Annotated in this window: 16 protein-coding genes; 6 read left to right on the forward strand and 10 right to left on the reverse strand. The window is 68.4% G+C overall.

Annotated features, from left to right (window positions below):
- Window positions 1–61: 61 nt before the first annotated feature.
- From V8Z80_RS17465 to V8Z80_RS17490, 6 genes are all read left to right on the forward strand, one after another.
- Window positions 62–985 (forward strand): NAD(P)-dependent oxidoreductase, encoded by a 924-nt coding sequence (locus V8Z80_RS17465; protein WP_336062928.1) that lies wholly within the window; start codon window positions 62–64, stop codon window positions 983–985.
- The gene (locus V8Z80_RS17470; RefSeq protein ID WP_442951994.1) at window positions 982–2241 is read left to right on the forward strand and encodes a pyridoxal phosphate-dependent aminotransferase; all 1260 of its coding nucleotides are present in this window, start codon (window positions 982–984) and stop codon (window positions 2239–2241) included. The genes V8Z80_RS17465 and V8Z80_RS17470 overlap by 4 nt, the downstream gene beginning before the upstream one ends.
- A gap of 123 nt (window positions 2242–2364) precedes the next feature.
- A complete protein-coding gene (locus tag V8Z80_RS17475; RefSeq protein ID WP_336062929.1) occupies window positions 2365–3357 on the forward strand; it encodes a Bug family tripartite tricarboxylate transporter substrate binding protein in 993 nt (330 codons plus the stop codon).
- Between the two features lie 152 nt (window positions 3358–3509).
- Window positions 3510–5843 carry a DUF3141 domain-containing protein gene (locus V8Z80_RS17480; protein WP_336062930.1) on the forward strand — a complete coding sequence of 778 codons (2334 nt, stop codon included), beginning with the start codon at window positions 3510–3512 and terminating at the stop codon, window positions 5841–5843.
- A 161-nt stretch (window positions 5844–6004) separates the two neighbouring features.
- Entirely contained in the window at window positions 6005–6829 is an 825-nt protein-coding gene (locus tag V8Z80_RS17485; RefSeq protein WP_336062931.1) for a hypothetical protein, read from the forward strand.
- 120 nt (window positions 6830–6949) lie between these two features.
- Window positions 6950–7411 (forward strand): Lrp/AsnC family transcriptional regulator, encoded by a 462-nt coding sequence (locus V8Z80_RS17490; RefSeq protein ID WP_155192932.1) that lies wholly within the window; start codon window positions 6950–6952, stop codon window positions 7409–7411.
- Here the strand turns inward: V8Z80_RS17490 and V8Z80_RS17495 are convergent.
- The 10 genes from V8Z80_RS17495 to V8Z80_RS17540 form a co-directional block, all read right to left on the reverse strand.
- The gene (locus V8Z80_RS17495) at window positions 7408–8049 is read right to left on the reverse strand and encodes a cysteine dioxygenase family protein (RefSeq protein WP_336062932.1); all 642 of its coding nucleotides are present in this window, start codon (window positions 8047–8049) and stop codon (window positions 7408–7410) included. The genes V8Z80_RS17490 and V8Z80_RS17495 overlap by 4 nt on opposite strands.
- Before the next feature lie 75 nt (window positions 8050–8124).
- The gene (locus V8Z80_RS17500; RefSeq protein WP_336062933.1) at window positions 8125–9633 is read right to left on the reverse strand and encodes a class I adenylate-forming enzyme family protein; all 1509 of its coding nucleotides are present in this window, start codon (window positions 9631–9633) and stop codon (window positions 8125–8127) included.
- A complete protein-coding gene (locus V8Z80_RS17505) occupies window positions 9630–10784 on the reverse strand; it encodes a M14 family metallopeptidase (RefSeq protein ID WP_336062934.1) in 1155 nt (384 codons plus the stop codon). The genes V8Z80_RS17500 and V8Z80_RS17505 overlap by 4 nt, the downstream gene beginning before the upstream one ends.
- A 9-nt stretch (window positions 10785–10793) precedes the next feature.
- Window positions 10794–11576, reverse strand: a complete 783-nt coding sequence (locus tag V8Z80_RS17510; RefSeq protein ID WP_336062935.1) for an ABC transporter permease — start codon at window positions 11574–11576, stop codon at window positions 10794–10796.
- A gap of 10 nt (window positions 11577–11586) precedes the next feature.
- The gene (locus V8Z80_RS17515; protein ID WP_336062936.1) at window positions 11587–12381 is read right to left on the reverse strand and encodes an ABC transporter ATP-binding protein; all 795 of its coding nucleotides are present in this window, start codon (window positions 12379–12381) and stop codon (window positions 11587–11589) included.
- A gap of 5 nt (window positions 12382–12386) precedes the next feature.
- On the reverse strand, window positions 12387–13463 hold the full coding sequence (locus tag V8Z80_RS17520; RefSeq protein WP_336062937.1) for an ABC transporter substrate-binding protein: 1077 nt from the start codon (window positions 13461–13463) through the stop codon (window positions 12387–12389).
- A gap of 14 nt (window positions 13464–13477) precedes the next feature.
- The gene (locus tag V8Z80_RS17525; RefSeq protein WP_336062938.1) at window positions 13478–13918 is read right to left on the reverse strand and encodes a PaaI family thioesterase; all 441 of its coding nucleotides are present in this window, start codon (window positions 13916–13918) and stop codon (window positions 13478–13480) included.
- Window positions 13915–14925: a zinc-binding dehydrogenase gene (locus tag V8Z80_RS17530; protein ID WP_336062939.1), complete on the reverse strand. Its 1011-nt coding sequence runs from the start codon at window positions 14923–14925 to the stop codon at window positions 13915–13917. The genes V8Z80_RS17525 and V8Z80_RS17530 overlap by 4 nt, the downstream gene beginning before the upstream one ends.
- A gap of 20 nt (window positions 14926–14945) precedes the next feature.
- On the reverse strand, window positions 14946–15842 hold the full coding sequence (locus V8Z80_RS17535; protein WP_155192944.1) for a VOC family protein: 897 nt from the start codon (window positions 15840–15842) through the stop codon (window positions 14946–14948).
- A gap of 210 nt (window positions 15843–16052) precedes the next feature.
- Complete coding sequence (locus tag V8Z80_RS17540; RefSeq protein ID WP_155192947.1) at window positions 16053–16817, reverse strand: aldolase; 765 nt, start codon at window positions 16815–16817, stop codon at window positions 16053–16055.
- Window positions 16818–16848: the final 31 nt, after the last annotated feature.

Genomic DNA, 16848 nt, shown 5'->3' on the forward strand with positions numbered 1-16848 from the left:
TACACGGCCTGTCCCAGTGCCGTCTTGTGTCCCGTTTTCAGCTCACAAGGAAATCCAGCCCATGAAAGCCGTGTTCGTCGACGCCAACCCCACATTGGCCGCCGTCGCCCAGCGCCTGCACCGCAGCGACGACCTGCCGCTGACCATCAACCGCCAGCCGGACATCAAGCCCGAGCAGCTTCCCGCGCTGCTCGAAGGCGTCGAAATCGCCATCGTCGACCACACCCACCTGCCCACCGACATCGCGCGCGCCTGCACGGCGCTCAAGCACGTGGTGTTCCTGGGCACCGGCCCGCGCTCCTACATGAACCCCGAAGAGCTGGCCGGGCTGGGCATCACCGTCCACATCATCAAGGGCTACGGCGACACGGCCGTGGCCGAGTGCGCCTTCGCGCTGATGTGGGCGGCGGCCAAGGGCTTCGCCCAGATGGACCGCGGCATGCGGGCCGGCCAGTGGCTGCGCACCGACGGCGTGCAGCTCACCGGCAAGACGCTGGGGCTGGTCGGCTTTGGCGGCATCGCGGCCGAAGTGGCCCGGCTCGCGCAAGGCGCCGGCATGCGCGTGATCGCCTGGAACCGCAGCCCCAGGCAGCATCCCGGCGTGCAATTCGTTTCCTTCGAGCAGGTGCTGGCCGACAGCGACGTGGTATCGCTGCATCTGCTGCTGACCGACGAAACGCGCGGCATCCTCTCGCGCGAGCGCATCGCCGCCTTGCGCGACGGCGTCATCCTGGTCAACACCGCGCGCGGCGCGCTGGTGGACGAGGCTGCCATGATCGAGGCGCTGCACAGCGGCAAGATCCGCCACGCCGGGCTGGACGTCTACGAAATCGAACCGCTGCCGGCCGACCATCCGCTCACCCGGGTGCCCAACGTCACGCTTTCGGCGCATTCGGCCTTCCGCACGCCCGAGGCCAGCGACAACCTGTTCGAGGCCGCCCTGGACCATTGCCGCCGCATTTCGGGCCAAGGGGCGCGGCGATGAGCGGCGCCGGCGCTCCCCGGTCCGGCATGGATACGGCGCGCACCGCCCCTTCGGCCCTGCGCCGCGCCGGCCGCATCGCCCGCATCGAGGTCTCGGAGATCCTGCGCATCGGCGCGCGCGCCGCGCAATACCGCCGCGAAGGCCGGGACGTGATCGTGCTGGGCGCAGGCGAACCGGATTTCGATACGCCCGAGAACGTCAAGCAGGCCGCCATGCGCGCCATCGCCGAGGGGCAGACCAAGTACACCCTGCTGGACGGCACGCTGGCGCTCAAGCAGGCCATCGCCGACAAGTTCGCCCGCGAGAACGGCCTGCGCTTCGAGCTGGACCAGATCAGCGCCGGGGCCGGCGCCAAGCAGGTCATCCACAACGCCCTGATGGCCACGCTGGACCCGGGCGACGAAGTCATCGTGGGCGCGCCCTACTGGACCTCGTATGCCGACATGATCGCCATCGCCGAGGGCAAGGCCGTGGCCGTACCGTGCCTGGAATCCAACGGCTTCAGGCTGGCGCCGCAGGACCTGGCGCGCGCCATCACGCCGCGCACCCGCTGGCTGATGCTGAACTCGCCGTCGAACCCCACCGGGGCGGCCTACGGCGAGCAAGAGCTGCGAGCGCTGGCCGAAGTGCTGCTGCGCCATCCGCAGGTCTGGATCATCAGCGACGACATCTACGAGCACCTGCTCTACGACGGCCGGCGCTTCTGCACGCTGGCGCAGGTCGAGCCGCGCCTGGCGCCGCGCACCCTGACCGTCAACGGCGTCTCCAAGGCCTATGCCATGACGGGCTGGCGCGTCGGCTACGCGGGCGGGCCGCGCGAACTGATCGCGGCCATGGCAGTGGTGCAGAGCCAGAGCACGTCCAACCCCTGCTCGGTCGCGCAGGCCGCGGCCATCGAGGCCCTGCAAGGGCCGCAGGCGCTGCTGGCCGAACGGCGCGACTCGTTCCAGCAGCGGCGCGACCTGGTGGTGGATACGATCAACGGCATCGAAGGCCTGAGCTGCCGCCGCCCCGAAGGCGCGTTCTACGCCTATGTGAACTGCGCTGGCGTCATCGGCCGCAGCACGCCTGCCGGCAAGCGCCTGGACAGCGACGCCGACTTCTGCGAACTGCTGCTGGCCGGGCACGACGTGGCGGTGGTGCCCGGCAGCGTGTTCGGCCTGGCGCCCTATTTCCGCATCAGCTACGCCACCTCGGCGGCGCAGCTGCGCACCGCCTTGCAACGCATCGCCGACGCCTGCGCCAGCCTGCGCTGAGCGGCGCGCCGTTCTTCCACGATTGCCGCCACAAGGAGCCGCCACCCCAGAAGATCCCGCCCACGCCCGTTCGCATCCAGTCATTCGCTTGCGCTGATCCATCGACCATACAAGGGGAAAACCATGATGTTGCGCGTACTTTCGATTGCTGCCCTGCTTGCCGTTTCCGTCCCGGCCGCCGCGCCGGCCCTGGCCGCCGACGCCTGGCCCAGCCGCCCCATCACCATCCTGGGCGGCTTTCCGGGCGGTGCCGGCACCGACCTGTATGCCCGCAAGCTGGGCGAGAGCCTGACACCCATGCTGGGACAGCCCATCGTGGTGGACAACCGCACCGGCGCCGGCGGCAACGTCGCCTCCGAGATCGTCTCGCGCGCCCAGCCCGACGGCTACACCTTCCTGCTGGGCACGGCCGGCACCCATGCCATCAACGCCGCGCTGTACAAGTCGCTGTCCTTCGACGTGGAAAAGGACTTCACCCGCATCGCCCTGCTGGGCGACGTGCCCAACGTGCTGCTGATCAGCCCCAAGAAGCACCCGGACATCCAGGACTGCGCGGGGCTGGTGGCGCTGGCCAGGTCCCGGCCGGGACGGATGAACTATTCCTCCACCGGCAACGGGTCCTCGGGCCACCTGGCCGGCGCGCAATTCACGCGCGGGGCAAACATCGAGGTCATGCACGTGCCCTACCGGGGCCAGGGTCCGGCCATGACCGCGCTGCTGGCCGGCGAAGTGGATTTCTTCTTCAACCAGAGCGCCCCCTCCATCGCCCAGATCAAGGCCGGCACGGTGCGGCCGCTGGCGGTGACCGCCGCCCAGCGCATCGCCGCGCTGCCCGACGTGCCCACCGTGGCCGAAGCCTGCGGCATCGCCGGCTACGAAAGCACCACCTGGTACGGGCTGTTCGCCCCGGCCAGGCTGCCGGCCGACATCCAGCAGCGCATGAGCCAGGCGGTGACCCAGGCCATCACCACGCCGGCGTTCCGGCAATGGCTGGTCGACACCCAGGGCGTCACGCCGCCGCAGGATCCGGGCATCGAGGCCTTCGAGAAGATCCACAAGGCCGACATCGCCCGCTGGGCCAAGGTGGTGAAGGAGTCGGGAGCCCAGGTGGACTGAGGGGGCCGCGCCGGCCCCGGGGGGCGCCCCTCGGGAGGCATGTTGCGTTGCAACATCGTTTTTGCTGTAATGGGGCGATAGCGGCGCGCCCAGTCCGCGCCGTGCCCCGGCGCCGCATCCTGCTGCCCGGGCCATAACAAAGGAGATCGACTGTGGCCTCCCCACCCGGCAGCAACGCCTCGCTGGACGAATTCATACCCCCCGGCCCCTGGACTCCCGCCCTGGACTACGCCATCGACGCCTGGCAGCGCAGCGTGCTGTATGCGGATGTCATGCGCCAGCGCGGCAACCAGTACCAGGAGCACATGGCCAAGAAGGCCCCCAATGTGCTGTCCATGCGCTACGAGTTCGTGGACGACGGACGCAAGCTGCCGCGGCCGGTCAACTACGGCCTGACCCGCATCATCCCGCCCGACGACGTCCAGACCGATACGCGCAAGCGGCCCTTCATCATCGTGGACCCGCGCGCCGGGCACGGCCCGGGCATCGGCGGCTTCAAGCCGGAAAGCGAGATCGGCGTGGCCGTGCGCGCCGGCCATCCCTGCTATTTCATCGGCTTCCTGCCCGAACCCATGCCCGGCCAGACGGTCGAGGACGTCATGCGGGCCGAGGCGCACTTCATCGAGAAGGTCATCGCCCTGCATCCCGAGGCCGAGGGCAAGCCGGTGGTCATCGGCAATTGCCAGGCCGGCTGGCAGATCATGATGACGGCCGCCATGCGCCCCGAGCTGTTCGGCCCCATCATCCTGGCCGGCGCGCCGCTGTCCTATTGGGCCGGCTGGCGCGGCATGAACCCCATGCGCTATTTCGGCGGCCTGGTGGGCGGCTCGTGGCTGACCGCCTTCACCAGCGACCTGGACGGCGGCAAGTTCGACGGCGCCTGGCTGGTGCAGAACTTCGAGAACCTGAATCCGGCCAACACGCTCTGGAGCAAGCAATACAACCTGTACAGCAAGGTGGACACCGAAGCCGAGCGCTACCTGGGCTTCGAGAAATGGTGGGGCGGCCACGTCTTCCTGAACCGCGAGGAAATCCAGTACATCGTCGATAACCTGTTCATCGGCAACAAGCTCTCCAGCGCCGAACTGGTCACCAGCGACGGCATCCGGCTGGACCTGCGCAACGTCAAGTCGCCCATCATCGTGTTCTGCTCCAAGGGCGATAACATCACGCCGCCGCCGCAGGCGCTGGGCTGGATCACCGACCTCTACCAGGACGACAACGAGGTGCGGGCCCACGGCCAGACCATCGTGTACGCCGTGCACGAAAGCATCGGCCACCTGGGCATCTTCGTGTCGGGCAGCGTGGCGCGCAAGGAGCACCAGGAGTTCACCGGCAACATCGACATGATCGACGTGCTGCCGCCGGGCATCTACGAGGCCGAGATCTCCGAGAAAACCCCCGACACGCCCAATGCCGACCTGGCCTATGGCGACTACGTGCTGCACTTCGGCCGGCGCAGGCTGGACGACGTACGCAAGATCGTGCAGCAGATTCCCGAGGACGACCGGCGCTTTGCCGCCGTCAAGCGCATCGGCAAGATCAACCTGGGCCTGTACCGCACCTTCGTGCAGCCCTGGGTGCGCCAGGCCGTGACCCCGCCCGTGGCCGAGTTCATGCAGCGCGCCCATCCGCTGCGGCTGTCCTACGAGATGTTCTCGGACCGCAGCCCGCTGGCCGCGCCGCTCAAGCCGCTGGCCCAGGAGGTGCGCAAGCACCGCAAGCCGGTCGCCAAGGACAATCCCTTCCAGGTGGCCGAGCAGATCGCCGCCAACACCATCGAATCGAACCTGGAGATCTGGACCAAGCTGCGCGACGACCTGCTCGAGAACGTCTTCATGACGGTCTACGGCTCGCCGCTGGTGCAGGACTGGGCCGGCCTGGGCGCCAACCTGGGCCCGGTGCGCAAGCACCCCGGCATCTCGCCCGAGCACCGCGAGTTCATGCTGCGGCGCGCGCAGGAACTGCGCGGCCTGATGGAGACAGGCGGCCTGCGCGAAGCCTGCCTGCGCATGCTGATCTACGTCAGCGACGCGCTGGGCGGCCTGGATGAACGCAGCTTCAAGCTGATCCGCAAGATGCGCGCCGAGAAGGACAAGGTCGTGGCCCTGCAGGAATTCAAGGATGTGGTGCGCGACCAGGCCCTGATGATGATGCTCGATGCCCCCAGCGCCATCGCCGCCATGCCGGTGCTGCTCTCTCGCGCCACGCCGGCCGATATCCGCACGGCGCTCGAGGACATGACCCAGGTGGTGATGGCCGGCATCCCGCTGACCGACGCCGCCCAGCAGCGCCTGGCCGTCATGCGGGAGATCTTCACCCGGGCCGCGGACAAGGCCGAGGGGCCGCGCCGCCGCGCGCCGGCCAAAACCGCGGCCAAAACCGTGGCCAAGTCGCCCTCCAAGGCCGCCCGCAAGACGGCCGCCGCCCCGGCCGGCAAGACGCCGCGCAAGCGCGCGCCCCGCAAGACCGCCGCCGCCGGCTAGGCGCCGCGCCGCCGGCCCGCAGGCCGGCGGCGGCCGGCCTGCTCCGCCCTATCCTCGCCTTGCCCGGGAACCGCCGGCGCGCCGCGGTTACTGAGGCAGCATCGGCCCGCCCTTTTCCTGCATCGCCCCATCCACCCGGCGCCGGCCTACGAGGAGCAAACATGAATACGACGATCGGCGGCGCCTACGGGGCCGGCAACGTGACGGCGCTGCCCTCGGGCACGCCTGGTATTTCCTCCGGATTGAAGCAGCAGGCCTTGGCGGCCCATATGCTGCAGCAGGAACTGTCCGGGCAGGCCGGCGTGCTGGCGCAGATGACGCAAGCCCTCGCCCTGCTGGCCCCCGGCGCCGGCGGGCTGCAAGCCTTGTTCGCGCCGAACGGCCCGGCTGCCACGCCTGCCCCGGCGAACGGCGAGGCGGGCAAGCCCGATCCGGTCCACTCCCGGAAACAGGAGGCCAGCGACAAGGCCGCCAAGCTCGAGGAAGCGCAGAGAAAAATCGAAGCAGCGATGGACAAGCGCGCGCAGGCCGGCGACATGGAGCGGCTCAAGCAGGCCTTCCAGCTGCTGGCGGCGGCCATCGCCACGCTGGCTGGCTCGCAGCAGGCCGGCGGCCTGTCCGCGGCCGCGCAGGAACTGGCCAAGCTCATCGCCCAGATGGCGGCCGTCCTGGGCCAGGCCGGCCTGCCGGCGCAGGTCCACGACGCGGTCATGCAGATTCTCGCGCAAGCCGGCCTGGCGCACCAACCGCCGGGCACGAGCGATCCGGCCCGCAAGGCGACGGAAAGCGAAAAACAGGCCGATCTCAGGCTGCGCGGGCCGGCCGACATGGCGCAGGCCTTGCTGGACCAGCTGCAGGACACGATCGGGCAAGCCATGACCCGCCTGGCATCGGCGACGGACCGGTACACGCAGATCATGGAACAGGTTGCCACGCAAATCGGCGACCGGGCGCAGGACGCGGTGCGCAGCCGCGTAAGCGGCTAGCGCAAGCGCCGCGCGCCGCCCGGCGCCGGACCCCGGTAGGCCGGAGCCCGGCAAATCGTGCCTGCGCGGGGTCTGCTGCCTTAGAATGCAGGGACTTCGTCGTGCCACAACAGGACGCTCATGGATGCCATCGACCGCAAGATCATCGCCATCCTGCAAGACAATGCAGACACGCCGATCCAGGCGATCGCTGATCAGGTCAATCTGTCATCCACGCCCTGCTGGCGCCGTATCCAGAAGCTGCGCGACAGCGGCGTGATCCGCAAGCAGGTGGCGCTGTGCGACCCGGTACAGCTGAACGTGGGCGTGACGGTGTTCATCTCCATCCGCACCAACCAGCATTCGCAGGCCTGGCTCGACAAGTTCGCCCAGCACGTCAAGGACATCCCCGAGGTCGTGGAGTTCTATCGCATGAGCGGCGACGTGGACTATCTCATCCGGGTCGTGGTGCCCAATATCGCCACCTATGACGCGGTCTACAAGAAGCTGATCCGCATCACCGACCTGCACGACGTCAGTTCGTCGTTTGCAATGGAACAGATCAAGTACACGACCGCCCTGCCGGTCGATTACGCCGGCTAGCGTCCCGGCCCCGGCGGCGCCAGCCGGTTCACGTGCGTGGCCACGCGCTCGCCGTCCACCCCATAGACATGCAGCGAGATCGCCGCGTGCCGGCCCGCATTGCGCAGGCGGTGGATGTCCAGCAGGCCCGCATGCGCGCACGCCGTCGAACCGGCCGGCCGTTCGCTCCAGCCCGCCGGATGCGCGCAGCCCTGGCCGGCGTCCCACTCGAAACGCTCTTCAAGCAGGGCGCCTTGCAGCACCGCATAGGCGCACCAGGTGTAGTGCCCGTGCACGGGCGTGTATTGCCCGGGCTGCCACACCAGCGCCACGACGGAAAACCGCCCTTGCGGATGCGCGTAAAGCAGGTGGCGGGCGTAGCGTTCGCCATCGCCGCGACACTGGTGCGGCAGCAGCAGCTGCGCGGGATCGCCCGGCACGAAGTCTTCCAGGACCCGTCCGATCGCATCGGGGAGCATGGCCGCAGGGGCCTGGGCATCGGCCTGGCGCAGCGCCTCGATAAGCGCGGCCAGCGCCGGGGGCTGGGGGAACGGGGAACGGCTGGGCTGCACGAGCATGGAAAGACCTTCGTTGATACTGACGAAGATGCTACGCCGCCACAAGGGAAAATGGCGCTTGTTTTCAAGCGCCATTTCCATGGTTATTAGAATTATTTTCTAATTTAACCAGTACTAGTAAAAACTAATCCCCAAAAACCTGCCTGTAAGGCAAGCCTATGCGCCCGCCGCCTGCAGCGCGGCCAGCCGCTGCACCAGCGCGCGCCGGTCGATCTTGTTGGTCGAGGCCAGCGGCAGGTCGTCGACGAAGTACACCCGGCGCGGATGCTGGTAGGCCGGGGCATGGGCCAGGACAAAGTCCTTGACCGCCTGCTCGTCGGCCTGCTGGCCCGGGCGCAGCACCACGAAGGCCACGGGCTTCTGGCCCTTGATCGGGTCGTCCACCGGCACCACGCAGGCCTGCATCACCTGCGGCATGCGCTCGATGACCTGCTCCACCTCGCCGGGATAGATGTTCTCGCCGCCGCAATTGAACATGTCGTCGGCACGGCCCACGAAGTAATAGCAGCCTTGCTCGTCCCGGCGGAACACGTCGCCCGAGCGATACCAGCCCTCGGGCGTGAGCACCTGGCGCGTCTTCTCGGGCAGGTTCAGGTAGCCGAGCATATTGGCCGGGGTGCGCATCCACAGCTCTCCCTCGTGTTCGGCGTCGCGGCCCTGCCCATCGACCAGCCGCACCTGCACGTCGGGCAGCGGCCAGCCCAGGCCCCCACCCGGAGGCAGCGCCCTGCCCTCGGTGGGGCCGAACACGATGGGTCCGGCCTCGGTCGTGCCGTAGCCGCCTGCGATGGTGGCATTGGGGAAAGCCGCATGCACGGCGTCGTAGAGCTGCTGCGTGGCCGGGGCCGAGCCCATGCGCACGTAGCGCACACGGGAAGTATCCATGGCCGCCAACGCCTCGCTCTCGCGCACCACCATGGCCATCATGGTCGGCACCGAAGTGATCCAGGTGACGTCGTGGCGGTCGATGGCCTGCAGGAAGCGGCGCGCGTCGAACTGCGGCATCAGCACGAGGCTGGCGTGCGCGCACAAGGCGAACTTGCAGGACACCAGCGCGTTCATGTGGAACAGCGGCGCGGCCACGATCAGGCGCTCATCCTGGAAATCGCTGCGCGCGCGAAAGCGGGCCTGCAGCGCCCAGATCTGCCCGCCATGCGATAGCTGCACGCCCTTGGGACGGCCGGTGGAGCCCGAGGTATACAAGATCATGGCGCAATCCTGCGGCGCGGGCACCACGGTCTGGAACGGCCCGGGATCCAGGAACGCATCCCAGCGCCCGTCATACAGGGAAACGGCGGGCAGTCCGGGCGGCACCAGCGCCATGCGCGGCGCGTCGGCGAACACCAGCTTCGCCTGGCAATCCTGCAGGACGAAGGCAACCGTCTCGGGCGCCAGCTTGTGGTTGACCGGCACGGCCACCATGCCGGCGCGCATGATGCCCAGGTAGGCCGCCAGGAACTGCGCGCGGTTGGCGCTCATCAGCGCCACCGCGTCGCCGCGCGCCAGGCCGCGGCGCAGCAGGCCGCGCGCGCAGGCGTCGGCCATGCTGTCCAGTTCGCCGTGGGAATACCGGCGCGGCTCGGCGTCCGGCTGGCAGTCGATCAACGCCACCGCATCGGCCGGCTTGGCCGGGTCGGTCAATTGTCCCAGGTTGACCCACTTCATCCTGCTTGTCCTTCTGCCTGCGCCCGCACGGCCGCGCCCTGCGCCACGCCGGCCAGCCCGCGGTCGATGATCTCGCGCGATTGCGCCAGCACGCCGGCGCGCCAGTCGGGTGCGCTGGGATAGAAGGCTTCGCGCACGTCGCGCATCAGCGCGCGCGCCTGCCCGGTGTCGGGCATGCCTGCCGCGTACAGCCAGCGCGCCGCCATCGAGGCGCGCTGCATGCGCGGGCGCGGCAAGGTGCCGAACTCGACCACCACGGCCGTGGTTTCGCGCCCGGGCAGCATGGCCACGAAGGCATCGACCAGCAGGCCCTGGTAATTGGCCACGGCCTTGTGCGTGACGCCGTCGCGGTTGACCGCGCGCTCGCCCCACCAGAGGCGGGCCCGTTCGTAGGCCGCGCTGCCGGGCGGATGAAAGCACAGGAACACGTGCCCGCGCTCGGGCCCGATGCCGGTATGCAGGTCGACGATGGCGGCCGTCTCGGCCTGGTCCAGGTGCTCGGCGATCGCCCGCCGGAACGCGCCATTGGACCATTGCTCGCGCTGCCCGCCGTAGAAGATGCCCTGCGCATGGCTGTACTGGCCGCCGTTGAAGGCATCCGAATAGGCCTGCTCGCCGATCTCTTCGCGCAGCACCGCCAGCGATTCGAAGATGCGCGCCACCTCGTCCTCGTCCCACTCGGGACGGTCTATCAGCGCGTGGACGCGGGCATAGCCCGGATTGGCCGGCGGCGCCTGTCCGAAGTCGATGAAGTTGCGGTTCAGGTCGACGTTTTCTTCGGTAAAGCGCAAGGCATGGGCAAAGCCCCAGGGGTTGTGGGCATGCAGGAACAGCACGGCAGTGCCGGCGGGCAAGGCCCGCTCGCCGCGCTGGCGCAGCCAGTGCGTCTGCGCGGCCGAGCCCGGATAGCCTTCTATGCCGTGCGTGCCGCTGCCCACCACCAGCACGTGGCGCGCATCGCGCGGGCCCAGCCAGGCGGCGTCCAGGTACAGCGCCTCGCCGGCCGGGCCCCGCTGGGCCGGGTGGCGGTATGCCGTCAGCCGGGCGCCGGCGGCCCGGGCAGCGGCGAGGAACTTCTCGCGCGCCTGGACATAGGTTTCCGAAAAATCCGAAAGATCGGCCAAGGCGGCCGCGCCAGGGGATTGCGCCATGGGAATGCTCTACTCCGACAAGGTTTGCGTATGGGCGCCACGGTCCCAGAACACCAGCTTGCGGTGCAGCAGCCGCACCAGCTGGCTGCCGGCGATGCCCAGCACCGCCAGGCTGAACAGCGCGGCGAACATGGTGCTGGTGTCCAGCGTGGTGGCCGAGGCGTTGATGAGATAGCCCAGGCCTTGCGAGGACGAGACGAACTCGGCCACCACCGCGCCGATCAGGCCCAGCACGATGGAGATCTGCAGGCCGGCAAAGATGTGTCCGGCGGCCGAGGGAATCTTGATGCGCGTCAGGACGTGCCAGCGGCTGGCCGAGAACGCGCGCATCAGGTCCAGCAGGGCCGGATCGGTGGATTTCAGCCCCACCGCCGTGTTGATGAACATGGGAAAGAAGCACACCAGGCCCACCATGACGGCCTTGGACTCCAGCCCGAAACCGAACCACACCAGGATCAGCGGGGCCAGGGCCACCTTGGGCATGGACTGCAGGCCCAGCACGAAGGGATAGAGCAGCCGCTCCAGCCAGCGGAACTCGGCGAACAGCACGCCCACCACGAAGGCCAGCAGGCATCCGGCGACGTAGCCCAGCATCATCGAGGCCAGCGTGAACCCGAAGTCGCCCCAGAAATCGCCGACCACGTAGCCGCGATGCAAGGCCGCCAGCACGCCCTCGAGCGGGGGCAGCACATAGTTGGGCACGCCCCACCAGCGCGTGGCGCACAGCCACAGGCCCAGCAGCGCCGCCAGCAGCAGCAGGGGATGCACGATGGATTTGATGCGATCGCTCACGATGGCGCTCCTAGTGCGGCACGGCCGAGAACAGGCCGCGCAGTTCGGTGCACAACTCGCCGAAGCGGGCGCTGCCCAGCGTCTGCGGGGTGCGCGGCAGCGGCAGGTCCACCTCGATTTCGCGCAGGATGCGCGCCGGACGGGGCGAGAGCACCAGGATGCGCGTGGACAGGAACACCGCCTCGGGGATGGAATGGGTGATGAACATCACCGATTTGCGCGTCTCCATCCAGATGCGCTGCAGCTCCACCATCATGTGCTCGCGCGTCATGGCATCGAGCGCGGCGAAGGGCTCATCCATCAGCAGCAGGCTGGGATCGTGCACCAGGCCGCGGGCGATGCCCACGCGCTGCTGCATGCCGCCGGACAGCTCATAGGGATAATGGCGCTCGAACTTCTCCAGCCCCATCAGGCGGATCAGCGCGCGGGCGCGCTCCAGGCCCCGCGCCTTGTCCATGCCCAGCGTGCGGATGGGCAGCATCACGTTCTCGAGCACGGTCTGCCAGGGCAGCAGCGTGGCCTGTTGAAAGACGATGCCCACGTCGCGCCGCGGGCCTTCGATGGGCGTGCCGCCCAGCTCGGCCAGGCCGGCCGAGGGCTTGAGCAGCCCGGCCGCCACCTTCAGCAGCGTGGACTTGCCGCAACCCGACGGCCCCAGGATGGACAGGAACTCGCCCTCGGCCAGCGAGGTGGAAAAGCCGCTGATCGCGGGCGTGGGCCCGCGCGAGGACTGGTAGGTCACATCCAGGTTCTCCGTCCGGAAAACCGGCGGCGCATGCACCTTGGGATCGTCTGCCGGCATCATCGGCATCACTCTTTATAGGCCTTGGCCTGCGCGACGATCTTGTCCGCGTCGAAGTCGGACATCTGCTCGACGAAGGCATTGGTATAGCAGCTCGATACGTCCACGTCCGCGGTGGACATCTGCCCGCCCTGGTGCAGCGCGGTGGCGAAATCGCGCCAGGCCTGGGCCGGGAACTCGCCCCAGCGGCGCGGCTGTCCGGCCGGGAAGGCCAGCATCTTGTCGAAACGGGCCGAAAAGACCTTGACCTGGTCGGCCAGCACCTTGGCCTGGTCGCCCGAGGGCTTGGTGTTGGGATATTCGGCCCAGAACAGGCGCACGCAGGCCTCGCGGTTGGCTTCGCAGAACACGGTGGCCTTGGCGACCGCGCGGCCAAAGCCCACCAGCACCTCGGGCCGTTCGCGGATGGTGTCCTCGTGGGCGATGAAGCCGTTGCTGAACAGCGCCTCGTAGCGTTCGGCCTGGGGCAGGCGGCGGATGGCCGTGCCCTGGGTCTCCAGCGTGGCGTGCTGCGCGTCGAACAGGTTCAACGCGTCGATCTGCCGGTTGTTGAAAGCCAGGAAGGCCGCGCTGCCGATGCCCACCGGCACCATGGTCACGTCGATGCCCAGCTCCTTGAAGGCGGCGCGCGTGATCGGCACGTTGCCGAAGGTCATGGCGCCCACCCCCAGCTTCTTGCCGTCCAGGTCCTTGAGGGACTGGATGGGCGAGTCGGCCGGCACGATGAACTCCCAGCCCGAGCGGCGGGTGGCGTTGTAGAAGAACTTCAGCGGCAGGTATTCCTGCCCCGGCGCGCGCGAGAGGATCAGGGCATCGGGATTGGGATAGCCGATGTCCACCCGCTTGGCCAGCATCTGCGGGATCAGCGTGCCCGTTCCCTTGAAGCCCATCAGCGTGACGTCCAGCCCTTCCTCCTGGAAGTAGCCCAGCCGCTTGGCCGCGACCATGGGGGCCTGGGACAGCGTCATGTCCGTCACGTTGCCGTAGGTGATCTTGGCCAGGTTCTGCGCCTGCACAGGCAGGGCCAGGGCCGCCACGAAGGCGGCGCCCAGCGCCAGCTTGAGGGAGGTAGCATGCAATGCCATGGAAGACTCCAGAATCAACCGGTGATGGGAACGTAGGTGCCGCGTCCGACGGCCACCAGCTTGCCGTCGGGCCCGAAGACATCGATATCGACCACGGCCGCCGAGCGGCCGGTCTTGCGCACGACGGCGGTGCCGTCCAGATAAGCGCCGATCGCCGGGCGCAGGTAGTCCACCCGCAGGTTCATCGTGGGTACGCCGCCGCCGACCAGCATGCCGATGGCAAAATCGCCGACCACGTCGATCAGCGCGGCGATCGCCCCGCCGTGAAATTGCTGCGAGCCGGCCGCGCCGCGCTCGTACTCCGGGCGCAGCGGCATGCGCACGGACAGGCGCGAGGCGTCGTGGTCGACCTCGCGCACCTGCAGGTTCATGAAGCGGATGAACGAGGAGCGCTGGAAGATGGCCTCGATATCGGCGCGCTCGAGCCGCTTGGCCTGGGAAGCTCGCTGGCTCATGGCTTGACCACCACCTTGCCGAACACCAGCCGGTCCTCGAGCTGGCGGAAGGCTTCGTTCACCTCGGACAAGGGATAGGTCTTGTCCAGCACGGGCGCAAGCTTGCCGGCCTGCATCAGATCGAGCAGGCTGGCCAGGTCCTCGCGCGCCCAGCCGTTCGACCCCAGGATCTGCAGCTCGTAGCTCCATATGAAGCGCAGGTCTTCCTTGGGGTCGTAGCCGGCGGTCGCGCCGCAGGTCAGCACGCGCCCGCCGCGATGCAAGGTGCGCAGCGACTTGACCCAGGTGTCCCCGCCGGTGAAGTTGACCACCACGTCCACGCCCTTCTCGTAGAGCCGGCGATGCGGCTTGCCGAAATTGGCGAAGACCCACTTCATGAAGTCTTCCTGCTTGTAGTCGATCAGGTGATCGGCGCCCAGCGCCTTCAGGCGCGCCAGCTTCTCGGGCGATGAGGCCGCGGCCACGACTTCGGCGCCGGCCAGCTTGGCCAGTTGCACGCAGCAGGTGCCCACGCCGCCCGAGGCGCCCAGGATCAGCACCTTCTCGCCGGCCTGGATCCTGCCGATGGTGACCATCATGCGCCAGGCCGTGCCGTAGGCCACCGGCAGCGCGGCGGCGGCCTCGTAGCTGACACCATCGGGAATGCGCACCAGGTGGTGATCCGGCACCGCGCAATATTCGGCCAGGCCCCCATGGCGGGCTTCGCCGATCACCCCGCCGAAGGTCTTGCGGTCCGAGGGATCGATCATCACGCGGTCGCCGGCCTTCCAGTCCTTGACGTCCGGCCCGACCTCGACGATCTCGCCGGCGAAATCCAGGCCCATGATGATGGGCATGGGCACGGTGATGCCGGGCATGCCGTTGCGGGTAAAGACGTCGTGATAGTTCAAGGTGGCGGCCGCCACCTTGACCACCACTTCGCCGGGCGCGGCGACCGGATCGGGAAACCGGGTCTCGTAGCGGATGCTGCCGGGCCCGCCGTGCTCGTAGATGACTGCGGCTTTCATGGGGTTCCTTGTCGGTTTTTCTAGGAGGATGGGGATTCGATGAACTGCAAGGCGGCGTGGCATGCGTGCCGCGGGCCGACCCACACGGAGGGACGGCCGCTGTCCAGGCACGGCCTGGCGCTATGGGGAACGCCCTGGCCGTCCAGGTAGGCTTGCAGATGCGCCAGCGAACGCACCTCGAAGCAGGCGGCGGCCACGCGGTGCACCGGCTCGTCGGCCAGCACCGGCACGGCCTGGCGCATCTGGTCCGGGTCCATGAGCCAGAGCGCGCCGCGCCGCAACGCGAAGTGATAGGCCTGGCCCACGCGCCGCGGCTCGCCGGCCAGGCGCGCCAGGCGCCGGGCGCTGGCCTGCGGGTCGTCGGCGGCGAAATAGACGGCGGCCAGGCCTTGCACGCCGTTGGGGTGCTCGGTCAGGTGCGGCTGCCACAGCACGTCGCGGGTGCAGTGCTCGATGACGATCCAGCGCGCTTCGGGATAGGCTTGGCCGTCCAGGTGGATGTTGCGAAAGCGGGCCCGGCGCACCTGCGCGTTGTCGGGCCCGTAGGCGGCGTCGCGCTCGAGCGCGGCCGGTTCGGCCGCGGCCACGCCGGCCTCGCGCAGCGCGGCATAGGCCTGGTCGGCCGATTCGCAATCGAGGGCGACGATGTGCAGGCCCTGGTACCGGGCCACCAGGTTCTTGACGCTGCTGGGCAGTTGCTCGTCGATCAGGCCGATGAGCTCGAAATAGCCCCGGCCGAACATGGCGCAGTGATTGCCGGAGCCCCATGGCACCACCGGCCCGCCCGGGGTCAGCGCCCCGGCATGCACGCTGCGCGGCGACAGCGTAAAACCCAGCTTTTCGTAGGCTGCTCGGCCGCGCTCGAGGTCCTTGAGCGCAAGGCCGGCATGATCAAGGCCCAGCTCCAACCTTGCCATGTACTTCCCCTTGTCGTTCTTCATTTGTCCGGCACCCTCAGTCATATCTGCGACTGATGCCATGCCGATAAAGGAGATAGTACGCGCCAGCCAGGAAAACACAACCACTTAATCCAGCGCAAGATTAGGGCTTATTAGAATAAATTTCTAATAACTATTTGATATTAGGCAAAAATATTTCGCTATAAGGGAAGTTATTGACAACTGGCTTCAACAGGCCGAAGGCAACCGGCGACGCAGCGCCTCGAAGAACAGCGTCGATTGCAGGCGCTCTTGTTCGACCTGGGCCGCCACCTTGCGCGCCATGGCATCTTGCACCGGTTCCAGCGGCAGGCCGGTAGCCCGCGCCAGCACTTCGGCCTGGCAGGCACGCTCGAGGAAATAGAGGTCGTCGTAGGCGTAGTCGATGCGCGCGCCGCACACCACGACCCCGTGATTGGCCAGGAACGCCACGTCGGCATCGCCCATGGCGCGCGCGATGCGCTCGCCTTCCTGCGCATCGAGCGCCAGGCCGTTGTAGTCGGGATCGACGATGGTGCGTCCGGCAAAGCGCATGGCGTTCTGCGACAGGCCGGTGTCCAGCCCGCGCCGGGTGGTCAGCGTCAGGGCCGTGGCGTGCGGCATGTGCGTATGCAGCACCGCGACCTTGCGCGCGATGCGGTGCACGGCGGCATGGATGAACATGGCGGTGGGCTCGACCTCGTGGCGGCCGTGCAGGACCTCGCCCTGGGCGTCGACCAGCACGATGTCGTCGGCCTGCACCTCTTCCCACATCAGCCCGCGCGGATTGAGCAGGAAGGTGTCGAAGCCTTCGTCGGCCGCCACGCTGAAATGGTTGCACACGCTTTCGCTCAGCCCGTGGTGGGCGGCGGCCCGCAAAGCCAGCGCCAGGTCTTCGCGCAGCCGCGCGACGGCGCCGGTGCGGTAGAAGGCCGCCGGATCCTGCAGGGCGGGGGCGGTAAGGGTCGTCGTCATGCTCGATCTCCTGGATGCCGGGCGCGGCACG

Origin of the sequence: Orrella sp. JC864 (assembly GCF_037026685.1) — a bacterium.
Lineage (GTDB): Bacteria > Pseudomonadota > Gammaproteobacteria > Burkholderiales > Burkholderiaceae_B > Orrella.